Below are 19,514 nucleotides of genomic sequence, written 5' to 3'. Positions count from 1 at the left end.
CACGTGATGATCCCCGTACGCTGTCGGCGCCGGCCTCAAGATCGCCGGCGTCGATGCGCGTACGGGAGGCGGCTGCATCATGGTGTCCGGAAACCCTTGGGGTGCAAGACTTCTGGCGCGATGGCGCCGGGTCGCCATTTTGTTCCTGGTCGCGGCGATGGGGCCCGCCCTGATCGGTCTTACGCCGGGCGCCGCCGTCGCCGGCCCGAGGGACGTCACGTTCCCGGAGCCCCGGCCGATGGAGCGGGTCGAGCTCGGCGCGGTCAAGGGCGAGCGGCGCCAGGTGCCCGAGAAGACGTACGCCAAGTTCGCCGTCGGCGAGAACGCGATCCTCCCCGCCGGCGGGGACGCGACGGTGAGTCTGCCCGCCTCCGGAAAGGGCGAGGTGCGGGCGGGCGCCTCTCCGGTGTCGATCGGCCGGGCGGCGCCGGGCGGCTCGCCGGACCGGGTCGGCGTCACCACCGTCGACCAGGCGAAGGCTCGGCGAGCGGGCGTGCACGGCGTCATGTTCACGGTGCGCGGGGTGGAGGGATCCGGCCGCGTGCGTGTGGAAGTCGACCCGTCGGCGTTCCGCAACGCGTACGGCGGCGCATACGCGTCGCGACTGCGCCTCGTGCGGCTTCCCAGCTGCGCGCTGACGACGCCCGATCTTGTCGAGTGCCAGACGCAGACCCCGTTGGCGGCTGAGGTGGGCGAGCCCCTGTCGGCGACGGTTGCTGTCGCCGGGGCACGGGCGAGCGCCGTGGTCCTCGCCGCGGACGCGGACGCGAGCGGTCCGTCCGGCGACTACACGGCCACCAGCCTGTCACCGGCCGGTTCGTGGGCCGTGGGCGGAAACACCGGGGCGTTCGCCTACAGCTATCCCATCTCCGTTCCGCCTCCCGTCGGTGGCACCGGACCCGCGGTGAGCCTTTCGTACAACTCGGCCTCCCAGGACGCTCGGACAGAGGCGACGAACGACCAGTCGTCCTGGATCGGTGACGGGTGGTCCTCGGGAGAGAGTTTCATCGAGCGGACCTACCGTCGCTGCACCGACATGAGCGGGTCGGGAGCGCCGGAGCACGGTGGAGACCTGTGCTGGGCCGGCCAGGTGCTGACGCTCTCACTGAACGGGCAGTCGACGCAGATCGTCTACGACGACAAGACCAAGACCTTCCGGCCGGTTGCCGACAACTCGACCACCAAGATCGAGAACCTGACCGGCGCCTCGAACGGCACCAGGAACGGCGAGTACTTCAAAGTCACCGAGAACGGCACGCAGTACTACTTCGGGCTCAACCGGCTGCCGGGCTGGACCACGGGAGCGAAGGAGACGGAGTCGGCTTGGGCACTCCCGGTGTACCGGGCTCACGCGGCGGTGCCGGACTGCCCGGACGGCTCGTTCGCGGCCACCGCGTGCACCCTGGGATATCGGTTCAACCTCGACTACGTCGTGGATCTGAACGGCAACGCCATGGCGTACTACTACGCCCAGGAGACCGGCTACTACGGCGCCAACATGAAGAACGACGCGGTGCCGTACACGCGGGGCGGAACCCTGGAGCGGATCGACTACGGCATGACGGCATCGACTGTCTACACGCCGGCGGCGCCCGAGCAGATCGTGTTCGAGACCGATGAAAGGTGCCTCGTCGGCCAGCCCGCCGGCAACAACTGTGCCAGCGGCCAGTTCACGCTCGACCACCCCGAGTACTGGCCGGACACGCCGGTGGACCTCAACTGCGCGAAGGCCGCGACCAACTGCACCACGCACGGACCGAGTTTCTGGTCGCGCCGCCGCCTGACCTCGATCGTCACGCAGGTTCGAGTCGATGGCGCCGTGAAACAGATCGACCGCTACGACCTGACCCAGACCTTCCCGACCGGAGGCGACCACGCGCCCGCGCTCTGGCTGGAGTCGATCAAGCACACCGGCGTCGACCGCCTCGGCGGAGCCACCGTGGACGCGTCCATCCCGGCGGTCACCTTCTATCCCCGGCAGCTCGCCAACCGGGTCGGAACGCTGCCCAGCCTGCCTTTGATGTACCACAACCGGGTCGGCAGCATCGTGTCGGAGACCGGCGCGGAAACCATCGTCACGTACAGCACGCCGAACTGTGCCGGGGTGCCGGCCAGCGACCTGAACGACGACAAGGACACGGCGGCGCAGGCGTACGCGGCCTCGAACAAGACCGGCTGTTTCCCGGTCTACTGGACGCCCGAGGCTCAGCCGCGCCCGCTGATCGACTGGTTCTACACGCACCCGGTCACGTCGGTCGAGACCATCGACAACTACAACCACTACCAGGACGGCAGTCAGCCCAAGACCATCACCGAGTACGCCTACAAGGGCGACCCGGGCTGGCACTACGACGACAACGAGGTGGTGAAAGAGGAGAACCGGACCTGGGGCCAATTCCGCGGCTATCCCGAGGTGCACGTGACCACCGGCAACACGTCGGTGTTCCACTACACCGACCAGAACCAGGTGTACGACCAGAAGACGCTGACGAAGAACTACTACTTCCTCGGTATGGACGGGCCGGCGCTGGTCAGTCAGGACGGAAGCGTCACCGTCCCCGACCGGAACGCCTTCGCCGGTCAGCTGTTCGAGTCCGATGTCTATACGGGATCGGGTGGCTCGATCGACAAGATGACCATCACGGTTCCGACACTGATCGGCCCGACCGCCACGCGAGCGCGCACCGGTCTGCCGGCGCTGAACGCGCAGATGGTCCGGACCGCCAGGACTCTCACGCGGCAGAAGGTCTCGTACGGGTGGCGCCGGACGGAGACGTCCACGTTCTACAACACCTCACTCGGCCAGGCCACTACGGGCTTTCCGGTGCAGTCCGTCGATCGCGGAGAGACGGGCGCCGACGGGAACGTGCCCACGTGTACCTTCACCCGCTACCTCTCCGGCGTCTCGAACCTGGTGGTCGCCGCCGAGCTCGTGACCACGAACCAGGACTGCACGGCCGCCGGCGCCACTCCGTCCGGCACGCTGATCTCGGACGTGCGGACGTCGTTCGACGGCAACCCCTTCGCCTTCGACGGCGACGGCCAGGCCGGCCCGGCCCGGCCGTCGAGGGGCAACCCGACGATCGTCCAGAACGCCTCCGCCGCCAGCGGGGCGACGCCGACCGCATTCCTCACCGTCACCGCGACGACCTATGACAGCTACGGCCGGGTCAAGGCCTCGACCCGTACGCCTGTCTCGAAAGCGGCGGACGGGACCACGAGCCTGGCCCAGACCGTCGTCATCAACCGGTCCCCGGCCTCCGGAGCCCTGCCGTCGAACGTCACGACGGCCACCCAGGTGACGCCGGGCGCCGACTGCTCGTCGGTGACCACCTCGAACAGGAACTGCCACGTCGTCGCCGAGGTGCTCGACGCGGGGCGGCAGCTCCCAGTGGCCCGGACCGACGTCGACGACACCCTGACCTCCCTGCTCTACGACGGGCTCGGGCGGCTCGTCGCGGTGTGGCTGCCCAACAAGAGCAAGGCCGCCGGCGCACCCGCGAACTTCCGCTACAGCTACAAGCTGTCCACCTCGGCGCCGACAGTGGTGACCACCGAGCGGCTGCTCGACAACGACGATGTGAAGGCGCCGGTCGCCTACGCGACGACCAAGGTCCTGCACGACGCGATGCTCCGCACGATGGAGACTCAGGAGACCGCTGAGAACGGCAGCGTGCTGGTCTCGGACGTCCAGTACGACTCACACGGCTGGACGGTCCTCACCAACAATGGATATGCCGTGTCCGGCAGTCCCTCCGACGCGCTCGTCTCGGCACAGGTGTCACAGGTGTCCCTGCCGTCCACCACAACCATCGACCACGACGCCATGGGCCGGGTGACCCAGACGACCGAGGAGCACAAAGGCGTCGCGACGTGGCGGACCCGTAACGCGTACACCGGAGACCGGACGACGACCATTCCGCCGGCCGGAGGTGTGGCCACCTCCAAGACGATCGATGCCCGGGGACTGCTGACGGAACTCCAGCAGTACACCACCGCGCCGACACTGACCGGCAGCCTCACCGCGGGCTTCACCTCCACCGGGGGCGCCGGCAAGGCGACCAGGTACTTCTACAACACGGCCGGCAAGCAGTCCAAGATCATCGGGCCGGACGAGTCGGTGTGGACCTTCACGTACAACCTGCTCGGCCGGCTGACGTCCCGCCTCGACCCTGATGCCGGCATGAGCCTGACCACATACGACGACGCCGGCAACGTCACGGCGACCAAGGACGCTCGTGGCATCGAGCTGAACTTCACGTACGACCTGCTCGGCCGCCGTCTGGCCGCGACCGACAAGAGCAAGAGCGACTTCGAGTACGCCTCGTGGGCCTACGACACCGTGCGAATCGGCAAACTCACCTCGTCCACCCGGAAGGTCTCCGGCGTGGTCGGTGGCTACACCACCGCGGTCACCGGCTACTCGGCCCTCGGTAACGTCCTGGGCCGGACCATCACGTTGCCGACCGAGGAGCGGCCACTCCCCGTCTCGTACACCACGACCTACGCCTACACGCCGAACACCGAGATGCTCGCTCAGCAGACCGACCCGGATGTGGGCGGTCTGCCCGCCGAGACCATCAGCTACAGCCACAACGTGCTCGGGGCGCCCACCAAGACGTCGGGCATCGGGGAGTACGTCTCCGGCACGGTCTACACCGACTTCGGCCTGCCGTCCCGGATCACCATGGGATCCTCCAGCAACCAGGCCGAGGCCGTCTACGACTACGACCCGCACACCCTGCGGCTGACCGGGCGTACCGTGTCGCGCGTCCAGGGCATCGGCCCTGTGGTCGACGAGACGTCCTACACCTACGACGACGCCGGCAACCCGCTCTCCACCGTGAACAAGCAGTCGGAGAACGGGAACGTGCTCGTCGACGCCCAGTGCTACCGGTACGACACGCAGGGGCGGTTGAGCGAGGCCTGGACGGCGGCGGGGAACTGCCCGGCGGAAGGAACGGGCCCCGGCGCCGCGACCGTCTCACGTGGCACCGGCGCCTACTGGCAGAGCTTCGGCTATGACGCCATCGGCAATCGCACCCAGGTCGTCGACCACTCGACCTCCGACGTGCCGGACGTCACGACCTCGTACACCAACGGATGCAAGACCGGCTGCAACCGCACCGGGGCGCAACCCCACACGCTGACCGCCACGTCGGGCGGCGCGGACCCGACGGCCTTCGTCTACGACACCGCGGGCAACCTGCTCACCAGGACCGCCGCCAGCGGGGAGAAGCAGACGCTCAAATGGGACGACGAAGGCCTTCTGGCCGAGGTCGCCATCACCGGTGCGGCGGCCGGCACCACCAAGTACGTCTATGACGCGGACGGGAATCAGCTGATCCGACGCGATCCGGGCCGGACCACGCTGTTCGCCGGCGACACCCAGGTCGTGATCGACACGTCGGTGTCCCCGGCGGTGTCGCTCGGCGCGGCGCGCAACTACGCCCACGGCGGTGCCGGCGACGCCGTCGCGGTTCGCTCCACGCTGCCCGGCGGGGGCACCGCGTACCTGTTCAGCGACCCCCACGGCACCGCGACGCTGGCGATGGACACCACGACGCAGGAGGTGTCCCGTCAGCAGTACAAGCCGTACGGTGAGCGGCGCGCCAGTGGCAACACCGCGCAGTGGCCCGATCTGACGAGGGGCTATCTGGGCGCGCCCGAGGCCACGGGTACCGGGTACACCGACGTCGGCGCGCGCAAGTACGACCCGGAACTGGGCCGCTTCATCAGCGCCGATCCGCTCCTGCAGATCACCGACGCCGGGCAGCTCGGCGGATATACCTACGCCGGTGACAACCCCGTGTCCGGCGAGGATCCGTCAGGGCTCGGGCGGGTCGACCCCGGCCGGCCGGGCTGCGCGCCGAACAACGGCGGCAGTTGCCACGGATACGAGACACCGGACGACTACGAGGACGAGCCGGGCGGTTGTCAGTCGGACAACGCCTGTAACCCCGATTCCGGCAACAGCAGCACCCCGACCAAGAAGAAGAAGCAGTACAAGGTCCTGACCAAGGTGAAGCTGGCCGCCCCCGGCCCCGAGCTGACCCAGAAGCAGATCACCGAGCTGACCGACGAGCACCTCCGGGGCACCCTCATCCTGCTCGACGAGTGGCTTCAGGAGCACCCCGGGGAGTACCGCGGCATGACGCTGATCATCGCTCAGGTCAACGTCGTGATGCGGAGCGACGGTGGCGACACCGTCGTCGTCCCGCGCACCGTCGCCTTCGTGAACAGCGGCAAGGCGGTCAGCAAGCAGATGATCGCGAAGTTCGACGAGTGGCACGTCCCATTGCTGCAAGCGGAGCCCGGCAGCGGCAGCAAGGGCGAGGGGCACGCCGAGGCGGCGGCCGCGGGCTTACGCAATGCGGGCGGGAACGAGCAGAAGGAGTTGCTCGGTGGCGTGATGGGCGACGCGACGACCGCGCTCGTGTCGAACCGGATGTGCGCCGGCGAGTGCGCGGCCGACCTGAGTTCGTTCCTGGGGAACGGGGTGTCGCTGGAACAGGGCGGGTTGGGCTACTTCGGGGGCCAGGCCTTCACCTATGGCCAATACCAGGTGATGCGCCAATCCCTGGCCTCGTCCGCCACCCCGAACGCGCTGCACAACATGATCCACTTCTTGTCGATGCCCCTGTCGGCGATCGAGCACAGCGACGACGGCAACTTCAACAAGAGCGCCGTGCGGCTCTCCATCCGAGGGGCGCGGGGCGGCGGCGGAGGCAGGCGCTGAGCTCGGTGCTGTGCGCTACCGTTTCGGCGTCCAAGGGGCTTCGGAGGTACAGATGTTCGGCGTTGATTCTTCGGATCGAAGCCTGCGGGTGCGGATCGCGCACCAGGCGCCGGTCCAGGCTGTCGGCGGCGGCCGGGCGGCGGACGGCCGCGGGGTCGTGCTCAGCGCGGGCGGTGACGGCATGATCCGCTCCTGGGACGCGGACACCGGCGTCGCCCGGGGTCTCCGCGTGGCGTCGAAGAGCCGCGCCGGCTTCCTCGGCCTGGCCGGCGCCGTCGGATCCGGGCTCGTGGTCTGGGCCGACAACAGCGGCGTACGCCGATTCGATTTCGAGTCCGGCGATGAGGTCGGAGAGCGGCTGCGCGCACCCGGGTCCGAGTGGCTGCCGATAGGTGGCCTCGGCCCGGTGGCGATGCTGGCCGAGGAGGGCTCCGCCCTGATCGTCGCGGGGTCGTCCGGCGGCGTGGTGTCCCGGTGGGACGCGTCGACCGGTGGGCCGGTCGGCCGGCAGTGGACCGCTTCCACGGGGAAGCTGCTGGCGATCGGCGTGCGCCGCCTGCGCGACGGCCGCGTTCTGGTGGCGGCCAGCGGTGAGGGTGGTGTGCTCCAGCTCGGGGACGCCATGACCGGGGAACCGGTGGGCTCCCCGCTGGCCGGGCACGGCCGGCCGGTGACCGCCCTGGGCTGGACGACCGCGCCGGACGGACGCGATCTGGTGATCGGTCAGGAGTTCGAGGGCCCGATCCACTTCTGGGACGTGAGCACCGGTGAGGCGGTCCGTACGCTGCCGCATCGATCGAGCGGATTGAACCAGGGCGGATTGGCCACGACCCCGGACGGGCGGATCCTCTTCTCGGTGGACCAGAGCGGCACGCCGTGGCGGTGGGACCTGTCCCGGCCGGAGCCGGTCGCCGAGGCCCTGCCGGTGACGACCCGGCCGGTGACGGCGCTCGCGATCGTGCCGTCCGCCCGGGGCCCGCTATGCGTCACCGGCGAGGAGCGGGGCCGGTTGCGCCGCTGGGACGCGTCGGGTGAGCCGGTCGGTGACGATCTCGCCGGTCATCCCTCCGGGGTGCACCAGCTGACCGCGGTGCTGGGCGGGCGCGACAACGAGCGCCCGGCGATCCTGGTGTCCTCGGGCCGCGACGGGATCCGGTGCTGGAACGCGGTCACCGGCGAGCGGGTGGGTGACCCGTCCGTCTCGGTGCCGGCCGGAAACGGCCTGGCCGCGGTGTGGTCGCCGGACGGGCGGCTCATGGTGGCCAGCGGGGTCGAGGACGGCATCCTGCGCTTCGACGCCCTGCGCTTCGACGCCCTGCGCGGCGGCGACCCGGCGGTGGACCCGGCCGAGGAGACCGTCTGGGACGTCGCGGCCGGGACCCTGCCGGACGGGCGGGGGTTCTTCGCCGCGGGCGCGGCCGACGGTCACGTCCATCTGCTCGACGCGGAGACCGGCGAGGCGCTCCAGCCGCCGCTTCCCGCTTCGGCGTCCCCGATCCTGGCCGTCGCCGTGACAACACTCGCGGACGGGACCGTGATGCTCGCCGCGGGCGGCGAGGACCGGAAGGTCGTGCGCTACGACGTGACCACCGGCGGGCGGATCGGCTCGCCCCTGCCGGTGGGCCGGTGGTTCGCCGTACGGCTCGCCTTCGGGTCGCTGTCGGGCGGCCGTGCGGCGCTGGTCGCGGTGGACGACGCCGGTGGGGTCTTCCGCTGGGACGCGCTCACCGGCGAGACGATCGGCGAGCCGCTCTCCTCCGGCGAGACCCCGGTGACCGGTCTCGACCTCGGCGGTGCTGTCCCCGAGCGGGTCGTCGCCACGAGCCACGAGGACACGGTGCGGTGCTGGGACGTTCTGACCGGCCGGCACCTCGGCGACATCGAGCAGGCGCAGTCGGCCACCATCGTGCCGCTTCCGGGCGGCCGGTCCGCCCTCGCGGTGGGCCACCAGGACGGCAGCCTGACCATCACCCCGTTCCCGCCGTCGACATAGCGACCCGCGGGACGACAGCTATCCCTCATAGGGGTTCCGGAGCTGTGGCCGCTCGCCGATCACCCGTTGGCGGATGTCCCGTAGCTCCGGCGTACCGACGTAGTAGCGGCCCTTCGTCTCGCCTTGCGGTTTCAGAAGGCCGGCGCTCACCATCAGGCGGAGGTCCCGGTTCGCCGTGCCGACCTCGATCTCCGCATCCTTCTCGTACACGGTACGGCGCACCTTGAGGCCGAGGGAGGCCATGTAGAGCGCGAACAGGGCCCGCTCGGGCAGACGGTGGTGCCTGATGACGCCTTCGAGCTCGAGCCACGTCTTGCTCACATCGTCCACGCGCCGCAGAACCGTCTGGGCCTGCATGTGGTGGGCGACCAGATTGAAGCGGACCCAGCTCGTCGCGTCACGCTCCGGTTGCCACGATCCGGCGCCGACGTCGGCCAGCACCGCGTAGTAGCCCTGAGTGTTGCGGCCGAGCCACTCCTCGATGCTGCTGAACTCCGGGGCGAGAATCCTTTCGCGCGCCAGTACCAGGGTCTGGAGAGCTCGTGCCATCCGACCGTTGCCGTCGCGGAAAGGATGGATCATGACGAGGTTGAGGTGGGCCATCGCGGCTCGGACGAAGACGGGGCAGTCGCCGGCGCCGTTCTTCAAGGAGGTCACGAGCTCCTGCATCAGGGTGGCCACGGTCTCCGGCTCGGGCCCCTCGTAGACCTTCCGGTTGTTCTCCTCGTCGTGCACGAAGATCTGCCCGGGACGGTAACGGCCCGGCCCTTTCGTCAGGTCGTGGCCCAGCATCATGAAGTGGAGGCTGCGGATCAGGGACTCGTCGAGGCGGAAGTCGGCATCGTCGGCCAGCTGCTGGACGTACGTCAGCGCGTTGCGATATCCGACGATCTCCAAGGAGGTGCGCCGGTCCGCGTCCAGTGGTTCCTCGTCCGCCATGATCGCCAAGGCGTCGTCGAGGCTTACGTCGTAGCCCTCGATGCTGTTCGACCCCCGCACCGCCCGGGCTTTCAGATTGCGCCTCAGCTGCCCCTTCCACCGCCGCGGTTCGTGCAGGTGAATACGAAGCTGATGGCGGAACTCGTTGATCTCCTGAATGACGCGGTGGTCGCTCTCGTCAAGAGAGGGCGGGCGGAAGAGCATGAACCCAGCGTGACAATTGACAGATAATCTGTCAACTTGAACAGATGATTCGACAATCTGTCGACTAGTTGAGCGTCGCCAGGGCTTCGCCAGTCGTTTCCCGAGCACGTAAATGGGCGACGTTCGGGCTGGTGGTAGGGGGTTTCGCAGCCTCCGGTACCGGCGGTGGACGGGCGGGGGTAACGTGCGCTCGTGATTCACAGGGAAGGCGGCTGAGGGGTGCCGACAACGTTGTCAGCCGATGAGCTGATCGTGTGCGAGAGTCTGGTTCGCATCTATCAGAGCGGGCCCATCGAGGTGCAGGCGCTTCAAGGGCTCGATCTCGCGGTGAACAGCGGCGAGATGATCGCGGTGGTCGGGGCCTCGGGGTCGGGCAAGTCGACGCTTCTGTCGATCCTGGCCGGGATCGACGCGCCCACCGCGGGCAGCGCCCGTGTGGGGGAGTGGGATCTGCTCTCCATGACGCGGGCCGATCGGGTGCGTTATCGGCGGCACACCGTGGGCTTCGTGCGGCAGCAGACGGCCAGCAACCTCGTGCCCTATCTGACGGCCGAGCAGATGGTCGACCTTCCCATGACCGCCGCCCGTACGCCGAAGGCCGTGCGCCGCAAGCGGGCCGCCGGCCTGCTCGGGATGCTCGGCATCGCCGACTGTGCCGGGCGGCGGCCGGGGCAGCTGTCCGGTGGGCAGCAGCAGCGGGTCGCCATCGCGGCCGCGCTGGCCAACGAGCCCCGGGTGCTGTTCGCCGACGAGCCGACCGGTGAGCTCGACACCGCCACGTCGGCCGAGGTCTTCGGGGCTCTGCGCGACGCCAACCGGGAGCTCGGCGTCACCGTCGTCGTCGTGACCCACGACGCCGCCGTCAGCGGGCAGGTCGAGCGGACTGTGGCCATCCGCGACGGGCGGACCAGCAGCGAGGTGCTGCGCCGTACGGCCACCGCCGCCGACGGCGGCACCCATGTGATCGCCGAGGAGTACGCCGTGATGGACCGCGCCGGGCGCATTCAGGTGCCGCGGGATTATCGGGAGGCGCTGGCGCTCACCCGCCGGGTCCGCCTGGCCCTGGAACCGGACCACGTCACGATCCGGCCCGACGCGTGAGCGCGCCGATGCTGCGGGTCGCGGGGGTGCGGCGGACCTTCGGCAAAGGGGCGGCCGCGGTCCACGCGTTGCGGGACGTGTCGTTCGAGGTCGAGCCGGGGACCATGGTGGCGCTGGTCGGCCGGTCCGGGTCGGGCAAGACCACGCTGCTCAACGTGATCGGCGGGCTCGACCGGGCCGACGCCGGGTCGGTCGAGGTGGACGGGGTCGACGTCAGCTCGCTCGACGAGGACGGGCTGTCGCGGCTCCGGCGCGAGCGGGTGTCGTACGTCTTCCAGACCTTCGGTTTGATCCCTGTGCTCTCGGCCGCCGAGAACGTGGCCGTGCCGCTGCGGCTGGCCGGCGCCGAGCGGGCCGAACGGGAACGCCGCGTCGCCCTGCTGCTCGAGCTGGTCGGGCTGGGCGGGCACGCCAAGCAGCGGCCCGGTGAGCTGTCCGGCGGGCAACAGCAGCGGGTGGCCATCGCCCGCGCGCTGGCCGCCTCGCCGCGGTTGCTCATCGCCGACGAGCCGACCGGGCAGCTCGACGCCGAGACCGGGCTGTCGGTCATGGCGCTGCTGCGTGGCGTGGTGGAGTCCGAAGGCGTCACGGCGCTGGTCTCCACCCACGACCCGGTGATGATGGAGCTGGCCGACCGGGTCGTCCGGATCGCCGACGGCCGGGTCGAGGCCGGTCCTTGCTGAGCCTGCTCCTGCGCCGGGCCCGCGCCCAGTGGTCACTCCTGCTGTCGCTGCTCGCGGTCCTCACGATCGGTGCGACCTTCCTCGGCACCTGTGCGCTGCTCGTCACCCGTACGTCCGACCGGGCCTTCGAAGTCGCCGTCCGCGACGATCCGGCGGCGGCCGAGGTCGTCGCCTACACGGCCACCATCGCCGCCGGCGATGCCGCCTCTGTCGCCGCCGACACGCGGCGGGTGCTGGTGTCGGCGGTCGCCCCGTTCGAGGTGTCGACGGCCGCCCGAGCGTCGTCGGCGATGCGGCTGCTGCCCGGCGGGGGCGACCGGGAGGCGTACCTCTCAGGAATTGAAGATCTTGACTCTCGGGCTTCTCTCGTGACGGGCGGCTGGCCGAAGAAGGGGCAGGCGGCCGTGCTGGAGAGCACCGCGCGGCTGCTCGGATTGAGCGTCGGCAGCCGTGTCACCCTCGGCGAGGAGCTGGGGATCGACGGGGCGGCGCCCGTCACGGTGACGGTGTCCGGGATCGTCCGGCCGCTGCCGCAGGGCGGCTGGGACCGCGACCCGTTGCAGGGCAAGGGATTCGACGCCGATCCGCCGAACGCCACCTCGGCCCGCCGGATCCAGGCGTACGGCCCGTTCATCGTCGACCTCGGCACGCTGCTCACCGGCGGGTCGGCCATCGATCGCCTGGAGATCGTCGCCCGTCCCGACCTGTCCGCCCCGAACAGCCGCGACCTCAACGCCATCGCGTCCACGCTGGGCGAGGCCGACCGCCGGCTCTCGGGCGCCCTGGCCGACCGGGTGCAGATCGAGCGGGTGTCCTCCCCGCTGCCGCAGACGCTGGCCGACGCCCGCGCCCAGCAACGGCTCACGACGGCCGCGGTGCTCGCGCTGACGCTGATCGGCGTCATGCTCACCGCGATCGCCCTGACGCTCGCCGGCCGGCTTGCGGCTTCGGCTCGTACGGAGGAGGCTGCTCTCCTGTCGGCGATGGGCACCGGGCGCGGCCAGTTCGCCGTCGTCGCGGCCGTCGAGGCAGTGGCGCTGGCGGCGGTGGCCGCTCTCCTGTCGGTGCCGGCCTCGTCGGCCCTGCACGCCCTCCTCACGCACCTGCCGCCCCTGTCCGGCGCCGGGCTGGCGACCGATCCCGGTGTCTCCCCGGCGCAGCTGCTGGCGGTCGGCGCCGGTGTGCTGCTGCTGGCCGGTCTGCTGGTGGCCCTGGCGATCCGCCCGGCCGCCGACGCGGGCGACCGGCGCGGCCGGCGCGAGCTGCTGGCCCGATCCGGGGCCGACGTCCTGCTGGCTGCCCTGGCCGCGGTCGGCTGGTGGCAGCTGCGGGCCCAGCCCCCGGACGCCGGCTCGCGCGCCGACGTGGTCCGCGTCCTCGCGCCGGCGCTGCTGCTGACCGCCGGCGCCGCGCTCGCCCTGCGGCTGCTGCCGCCGATCCTGCGGTACGCCGAGCACCTCGCCGACCGGGCCCGCGGCCTCGTCCTGCCGCTGGCCGCGATGCAGGCGGCCCGCCGCCGGCAGGCCTTCGCGGCCGGGCTGCTCATCGCGCTCGGCTGCGGTGCGGCCACCTTCGGCCTGGCCTACGACGCCACCTGGCGGGCCTCCCAGCACGACCAGGCCGACCTGGCGGTCGGCACCGACGTCGCCCTCGAGCTCGACGCCCCGCCCGCCGCCGGGCAGGGCGCGGTGGTGGGGGCGGCCACCGGCGGGACGGTCAGCCCGGTCGCGCACGGCCCGGTCGTCGTGGGCCAGTCGGTGGGCGGGAACGACGCCACACCCCAGCTGGTCGCGGTCGACATGCGCCACGCGCGGGAACTGCTCCGCGGGCGGGTGACGGTGGGACCGGGCCTCGCGCCCGGCTCGGCCGTCGAGGGCCTGACCGTGCCGGCCCGGGCCGTTCCCACGCTCGCTGGCCGCGGGCCGGTCCCGGTGGTGCCACGGCTGGTCTTCGAGGACACGGCCGGACTGCGGACCGCCTGCACCGGGCCGGAAATCGCGCTCGACGGCCGCGCGCATCGGCTCCAGGCCTGTGCGCCGGCGACCGGGCTGCGGCTGGTCGCCGTCTCGCTGCAACCGACGGGAGTGGCGAACGACGCGGCGGCGGCCCTGGACGCCACCCTGACCGTCCCGGGGGCCACCGGCCCCTCGTCCTGGACGGCTCACCCGGCCGGCCAGCTCGGCGGTCAGACGGTCACCGTCGCCGGGGACCGGGTGCGGCTGCACGCGATCGTGCAGTTCGTCGACCCGTACGACGGCGCCCGTCAGCTCGTCGCCTCGTCCTTCCCCGATCCGGGAGCCGTGCCGGTGGCCATCTCGCGGCGGCTCGCCGGCGACCTCGGCGCCGGGCCCGGCGCCACGCTGAGCCTCAGCTACGGCAACACCCCCGTCCAGGCCCGAATCACCGAGGTGATCCCCACCGTGCCGTCCGCGCCGGGCGCCCCCGCCGTCCTCGCCGACCTCGACCTGCTGTCCCGGGCGCTGATCAGCCACGGCGACCTCGAAACCCCGGTCAACGCCTGGTGGATCGGCGACCCGGCCCGGCCCGGCGCCCTCGCCGCCGCCGGCCTCGGCCCGGTCACCACCCGGGCCGGGGAGACGGCCCGCCTCACCGGCAGCCCGCTGCGCGCGGCCCAGCCGGCGGCCATGCGGCTGCTGGTCGCCGCGGCGATCGTGCTCCTGCTCGGCGGGGTGCTCCTGCACGTCGCCTCCGACCTGCGCGACCGGGCCCTGGAGGTGGCCCGGCTGCGCGGCCTGGGCGTCTCCCGCCGGGAGATCCGGGCGGCGCTGTTCGGCGAGCACGCCGGGGTGATCCTGCCGCTGCTCGTGGGCGGGGCCGCGGTGGGCGCGCTCGCGACGTGGGGCGTGGCGCCCCTGATGATCCGGTCGGACACGGGCGCCCAGCCGGTGCCCGCGGTGGCCGCACACTGGCCGTGGGCGAGCGAGGCCGTACTCCTCGCGGCCCTGATCCTCGCCGCCGCGGTCATCGTCACCGTCACGGTCTCGGTGCAGGCCCGCCGGGCCGACGCCGCCCATCTGCGGGTGGCGTCATGAGACCGTCGTTGCACTGGCCCAGCATTCGCGGCCGCGCCCGCGCCGATCTGGGGCCGTTGCTGTTGATGGCGGCCGTCGTGGTGGCGGTGAGCCTGCTCGCCGCCGCCGTGCCGCCGCTGCTGCGCGCCACCGAGGACGACACCTTCCGCGACACGGTGCGACAGGCCGGAGAACAAGCGGCCGTACGGGTCCACGCGTCCTGGGACAGCAACTACGCCATGGGCGACGGCTATCAGCGCGAGCCCTTCCTGGCCCAGTACCTCGCGTTCCTGCCCCGTTCGGCCAAGGAACAGCTCGGCGCGGCCCAGACGGCCGTCCTCCAACCGCCGGTCACCACGGTCACCAGCGGCCCCCTCGCGTTCGTCACCGGCGACGCCCCGCGGACCCTGCGCCTCGGATTCGTCAGCGACGACGGCACCATCCCGGGCACGACCTGGATCTCGGGCGGGCCGCCCCGCGCCACCGCCCCGGGTGAAGTGATGGTCCGGCCCGGCACGCCGTGGTCGGTCCAGATAGGACTGTCGGAGGCGGAGGCCAAGGCGCTCAAAGCGGCGCCGGGCGACCGGATCACCGTCAAGGACGAGCAGGGCACCCGTTACGACGTACGGATCAGCGGGGTGTTCCGTCCCGTCGACGCCGGCGACCCCGGATGGCGGCTGACGCCCTGGCTCCTGGCGCCCTCCGGGTCGAGCGCCAGCGCGTTCGGCGGGCTGCTGTCGGTGGATTCGCTGCCGGACGCGCGCATCCTGCTGCCGGCGGACAGGCTCGACCGTACGGTCACCTTCACCCCCGACGCGGCCAAACTGGACCGCGACTCGGCCCGGTCGCTGGCGGCGGCGGTCTCCACGCTGAAGGCGACCTCGGCCGCCAGCGGGGTGCGCGACGAATCCCTGCGCTGGGACACCAGCCTGGACGGCGTGGTGGCCGAGGTCGAGGCGCGGATCGCGGCCGCCACCGCGCAGGCGACGGTGTTGCTCCTGGCGGTGCTGGCCGGGGCCGGCCTGGTCCTCTCACTGACGGCGGAACTGCTGACCAGGCGGCGGCTGACGGCCCTGACCGCCTATCGGGAGCGGGGCGGGGCGCTGCCCGGCATCGCGGCCGAGCTGCTGGTCGAATCGGTGGCGGTGGCGGTGCCCGCGGCGGGGATCGGGGTGCTTCTGGCGTACGTCGTGGCGGGCGGCGCGGCGGTGCTCTGGGCACTGCCGGTGGCGCTGGCCGCGATCGTGGCCGGGCCGGCGCTGGGCACCCTGGCGGCGGCTCGGGCGACCCGCGACCGGCGAGTGCCGGCCAACCGTTCGGCCCGGCTCTGGATGCGCCGCACAGGCCAGTTGCGCCGGGCTGCGGTCGATGTGGCGGTGCTGGCGGCCGGGGTGGGCGCGCTGGTCGCCCTGCGCCAGCGGGGACTCGGCACGGGCGGCGACCTGGTCCTGCCGGCGGCGGCACCGGTCCTCGGCGTGCTGGGCGGCTCCCTGTTGCTGCTCCGGGTGCTGCCTTCGGCGACCCGGGGGATCCTCGGGGCGACGCTGCGCGGCCGGCGGGCGCTGCCGGTCTTCGGTGCGGCCCGCGCGGCCGCGTCGTCGGCCCGCCTGCTGCCCGGGCTGGCTCTGGTCACGGCGGTGGGCCTGGCGTCGTTCGCGCTCGTGCTGTCCGCGACCGTCAGCGCCGGCCTGGCCGACGGCGCGTGGCGGAGCGTGGGCGCCGACGCCCGCCTCGACATCGAGCCCGGCGCTCCCGACGAGTCCGGCGCTCCCGCTTTTCTACGGCGGGTCGCTTCCGCGCCCGGGGTGGAGCAGGCCGTCGCCGCCCGGATCACCGACGTCCAGGTGGTCGCCGACGGACTTGCCCTCAGCCCACGCCTCGTGATCGTCGACGCCGCCGCGTTCCAGCGGCTGCTGGCGAGCACCCCGTTGCCCGGCGCCCCCGGCCTGGCACGGCTCACCGGCGGCGGCATTCCGGCCCTGGTCCGTACGAAGGACGGCAACGTCCCACCCGGCACGACGGTGAACCTGAGACGGGACGGCACCTCCGCCCTGGCCCTCACCGCGGCCGGCCCGGCCCCCGAGATCGGCGACGCCCCCGACGTGATCCTGATCGACACGGCCGCCGCAGCAGCAGCCGGCCTGGACTCCACACCCACGACGGTGTGGGCGATGGGCCCGGGCGCCGCGTCCGCGCTCCGCAACGCGGGCGTCGACGGCTCCGTGCTGGTCCGGACCGACCTGTTGCGCGACCGCTCCACGGCACCGTTGACCTCGGGCTTGACCAACCTGACCTACGCGTCGGCGGCGACCTTGCTGGCCTTGGCCGTGCTGAGCTTCGCGCTGGGCGCCGCCGCGAACGCCCCGTCCCGCTGGGAGACCCTGGCCCGCCTGCGCACGCTGGGCCTGCGCTCCCGCGACACCCGCCGGGTGGCCGCGGGCGAGTTGCTCCCGCTGATCCTGTTCGCGGCGATCAGCGGCCCGATCCTGGGCATCCTGCTGGCCCGCCTCACCCTCGGCCCGCTCGCCTTGAACCTGCTCACGGCCCAGGCCGCCGACCCGCCCGTGGTGATCCCGTGGCCGGCCACCGCCATCGTGGCCACCGTCCTGCTGGCCGCCGTGCCCGTTGTGGTGATGGTGGAGGCGTCATTGCACCGACGCCAACGCCTGGGTGAGGTCCTGCGCGCGGGCGGAAGCTGACCGCCACACCGCGCCGACCGGCGCCCCGCTAGTTGCGCGGTTGCTCACGTATGCGCCGTCTCGGCTGCGCGGTTGCTCGCGTTTGCAGTGTCGAATCTGCGCACTCGCTCATATTCGCGCAGAGTTGGTCGCGCGTGGCTGCTCATCTTTGTGCATGGCTGGCTGCGCGCTGCTCGCGTTCTTGGTCGGTCGAGGCACGCTCGCTCATGGTCGTGTGGGGCTGGTCGCCTGCGTGCACGTGGTCGGGGGCGGTTGACTGCGCGCTGCGCGCGTTTGTGGTCGCTCGGTGCGCGATTGTTCATGTTCGCGCGGAGCTCTGCGCGCCGGTGCTCATCTTCGCGCACGGCTGACTGCGCGCTTGTTGCGTTCGTGCTGTGCCGATGGCGCGTTCGTGGCCCGGGCCGGCTGTGGCCTGACCGTGATCGTGTGATCGATTGCGCTGGGCCGGCTGCTCGCTCGTACATGCGCGTGCCGGGCGCGCTGCGCGATCACCCGAGCCGCTGCTCGCGATCGGGTCCGAACCGGTGGCGGTGGCACTGCGGGCGGGCGATGAATTTCGGGTGCGGAGGGAGTCTGCTCTGCGAGCGCCGGCGCGGGCCGGCGCCGGGCTCGTGGAGGACGCTATGACCCAGGCTCGACCGGCCGTCGTTGATCTCGGCACCTGGCAGGCCGCGAGGGATGAGCTTCTGGTGCGGGAGAAAGCGCACACCCGCGAAGGCGACGCCATCGCCGCGGCCCGGCGGCGGCTGCCGATGGTGGAGTTCGACGGGTCGGTGATGGTGGTCGGGCCCGATGGGGCCGTGCCTTTCCTCGAGCTCTTCCAAGGGCGTGACGAGCTTCTGGTCTACAAGCACATGTGGCACGACGGCGCGCCGCACCAGGGGCAGTGCGAGGGCTGCACCATTTCCGCCTGGCACCTCAAAGATGCCGTCTACCTCAACGCCCGCGGGGTCTCGTTCGCCATCGTGACCACGGGGGAGTGGGGCGAGGTGGCCGACTTCGTCGACTTCATGGGCTACACCCAGCCCTGGTACTCGGTTCGCGGCGTCGACGGGCCCGCCGCCGGGGACATGGGCTCTCTCGCCTGCTATCTGCGGGACGGCGACCGTGTCTTCCTCACCTATTCGACGACCGGGCGGGGGACCGAGGCCTACAGCGGGATGTTCGCGCTGCTCGACATGACCCCGTACGGGCGTCGTGAAGCCTGGCAGGGGCCGGCCGGCGGTCATGACCCGTGCTGGTACTGGCGGTCCGGCGCGGACGGCGAGCCCGGCTGGGGCGGGACCACCCGGCCCGTTCCGCAGTGGACGCGGCCCGGTGTCACGGCCGAGACGACGCTGGGGCGGCTCAGCTCGTGACGGCCAGCAGGACGGCCAGTGCGCCGCCGGCCACGATCAGGCCGCCCAGGAAGAAGACCGGGATGGTGACCGTCATCAGGCTCAGGTCGCCGTCGTTGGCCTTCACCGCGTCGATGTAACCGCCCCTCGCGAAGACCGTGCGGCCCCGGCCGGCCAGCGTGCCGTTCTCCAAACGGCCCAGGGCGAAGACGGGGCCGCCCAACGGCAGGCGGACCTCGCGGCCGGTCACGCTGTCGCCCCTTTTGAGGCGGTCGGCCATGGTCGCCGGGATCCACGATGGCGGCACGGAGTGGCGTTTGTGGACATACTCCAACGTCGTGGTCTCGGCCGGGGCGGTGCCGGCGAAGATCGCCGGGTCGAGCGGGACGCGGGCCGTGCCGTCGGCCAGGGCGGGGACGGTGGGGGTGCGGCCCACCTCCGTACGCCAGGTCAGGTCGCCGTCGCTGTCGCCCGAGCGGTAGCACGTGGCCGTCACGTCGAACCACGCGCACTCGGCGCCGCTGAGCGGGGCCGTCTGGCGGCCGGCCGGTCCGCACTCGACGACGCCCTCGGCGGCGACCCGGCCTGGGCGCCACGAGCCGATCGGGGTGGGCGGGGTCTGGCGCAGCAGGCGCCGCAGCCGCAGGTCGCCCACGCTGAACAGGGCGAACAGGCCGGCCACGACGACCATGCCCACGCCGATGAGGATCACGATGGCGGCTGCGGTGGCCATGCGCCAAAGATAGCGACGCCGGTCAATCACAGACCTTTACTTTCGTCGATATGA

The 19,514-nt window shown here is 71.9% G+C and carries 9 protein-coding genes; 7 read left to right on the top strand and 2 right to left on the bottom strand.

Annotation, left to right across the window (positions count from 1 at the left end; translation table 11 throughout):
• Positions 1-157: 157 nt before the first annotated feature.
• Positions 158-6,739 carry an RHS repeat domain-containing protein gene (locus tag ACFY36_RS10155; protein ID WP_499745582.1) on the top strand — a complete coding sequence of 2,194 codons (6,582 nt, stop codon included), beginning with the start codon at positions 158-160 and terminating at the stop codon, positions 6,737-6,739.
• A gap of 52 nt (positions 6,740-6,791) precedes the next feature.
• Positions 6,792-8,732 (top strand): WD40 repeat domain-containing protein, encoded by a 1,941-nt coding sequence (locus ACFY36_RS10150; protein WP_499745581.1) that lies wholly within the window; start codon positions 6,792-6,794, stop codon positions 8,730-8,732.
• Positions 8,733-8,750: 18 nt separating this feature from the next.
• Here the strand turns inward: ACFY36_RS10150 and ACFY36_RS10145 are convergent, their stop codons facing one another.
• On the bottom strand, positions 8,751-9,875 hold the full coding sequence (locus ACFY36_RS10145) for a Fic family protein (protein WP_499745580.1): 1,125 nt from the start codon (positions 9,873-9,875) through the stop codon (positions 8,751-8,753).
• A 231-nt stretch (positions 9,876-10,106) separates the two neighbouring features.
• On the opposite strand from ACFY36_RS10145, the gene ACFY36_RS10140 reads away from it, so the two are divergent.
• The 5 genes from ACFY36_RS10140 (at position 10,107) to ACFY36_RS10120 (ending at position 18,748) form a co-directional block, all read left to right on the top strand.
• Positions 10,107-10,976, top strand: a complete 870-nt coding sequence (locus ACFY36_RS10140; protein WP_499745579.1) for an ABC transporter ATP-binding protein — start codon at positions 10,107-10,109, stop codon at positions 10,974-10,976.
• An 8-nt stretch (positions 10,977-10,984) separates the two neighbouring features.
• Positions 10,985-11,659 (top strand): ABC transporter ATP-binding protein, encoded by a 675-nt coding sequence (locus ACFY36_RS10135; protein WP_499745848.1) that lies wholly within the window; start codon positions 10,985-10,987, stop codon positions 11,657-11,659.
• The gene (locus tag ACFY36_RS10130) at positions 11,653-14,712 is read left to right on the top strand and encodes an FtsX-like permease family protein (protein WP_499745578.1); all 3,060 of its coding nucleotides are present in this window, start codon (positions 11,653-11,655) and stop codon (positions 14,710-14,712) included. Before ACFY36_RS10135 ends, ACFY36_RS10130 begins: the two co-directional genes overlap by 7 nt.
• Entirely contained in the window at positions 14,709-17,390 is a 2,682-nt protein-coding gene (locus tag ACFY36_RS10125) for an FtsX-like permease family protein (protein WP_499745577.1), read from the top strand. The genes ACFY36_RS10130 and ACFY36_RS10125 overlap by 4 nt, the downstream gene beginning before the upstream one ends.
• 623 nt (positions 17,391-18,013) lie before the next feature.
• Positions 18,014-18,748, top strand: a complete 735-nt coding sequence (locus ACFY36_RS10120) for a DUF899 family protein (protein WP_499745576.1) — start codon at positions 18,014-18,016, stop codon at positions 18,746-18,748.
• Here ACFY36_RS10120 and ACFY36_RS10115 read toward each other — a convergent pair.
• On the bottom strand, positions 18,738-19,460 hold the full coding sequence (locus ACFY36_RS10115) for a hypothetical protein (protein ID WP_499745575.1): 723 nt from the start codon (positions 19,458-19,460) through the stop codon (positions 18,738-18,740). The two genes, ACFY36_RS10120 and ACFY36_RS10115, sit on opposite strands and share 11 nt — an antisense overlap.
• Positions 19,461-19,514: the final 54 nt, after the last annotated feature.

It is taken from the genome of Actinoplanes sp. NPDC000266 (assembly GCF_042899005.1).
GTDB lineage: Bacteria > Actinomycetota > Actinomycetes > Mycobacteriales > Micromonosporaceae > Actinoplanes.
The sequence above is the reverse complement of the archived record's forward strand: the minus strand, read 5'-3'. Positions and strand labels throughout refer to the sequence as shown.

What these genes read in the sequence shown, in the direction of transcription:
- ACFY36_RS10155 (WP_499745582.1), top strand. Translation starts at nt 158, where the DNA reads ATGGGGCCCGCCCTGATCGGTCTTACGCCGGGCGCCGCCGTCGCCGGC.
- ACFY36_RS10150 (WP_499745581.1), top strand. Translation starts at nt 6,792, where the DNA reads ATGTTCGGCGTTGATTCTTCGGATCGAAGCCTGCGGGTGCGGATCGCG.
- ACFY36_RS10145 (WP_499745580.1), bottom strand. Translation starts at nt 9,875, where the DNA reads ATGCTCTTCCGCCCGCCCTCTCTTGACGAGAGCGACCACCGCGTCATT.
- ACFY36_RS10135 (WP_499745848.1), top strand. Translation starts at nt 10,985, where the DNA reads ATGCTGCGGGTCGCGGGGGTGCGGCGGACCTTCGGCAAAGGGGCGGCC.
- ACFY36_RS10125 (WP_499745577.1), top strand. Translation starts at nt 14,709, where the DNA reads ATGAGACCGTCGTTGCACTGGCCCAGCATTCGCGGCCGCGCCCGCGCC.
- ACFY36_RS10120 (WP_499745576.1), top strand. Translation starts at nt 18,014, where the DNA reads ATGACCCAGGCTCGACCGGCCGTCGTTGATCTCGGCACCTGGCAGGCC.
- ACFY36_RS10115 (WP_499745575.1), bottom strand. Translation starts at nt 19,460, where the DNA reads ATGGCCACCGCAGCCGCCATCGTGATCCTCATCGGCGTGGGCATGGTC.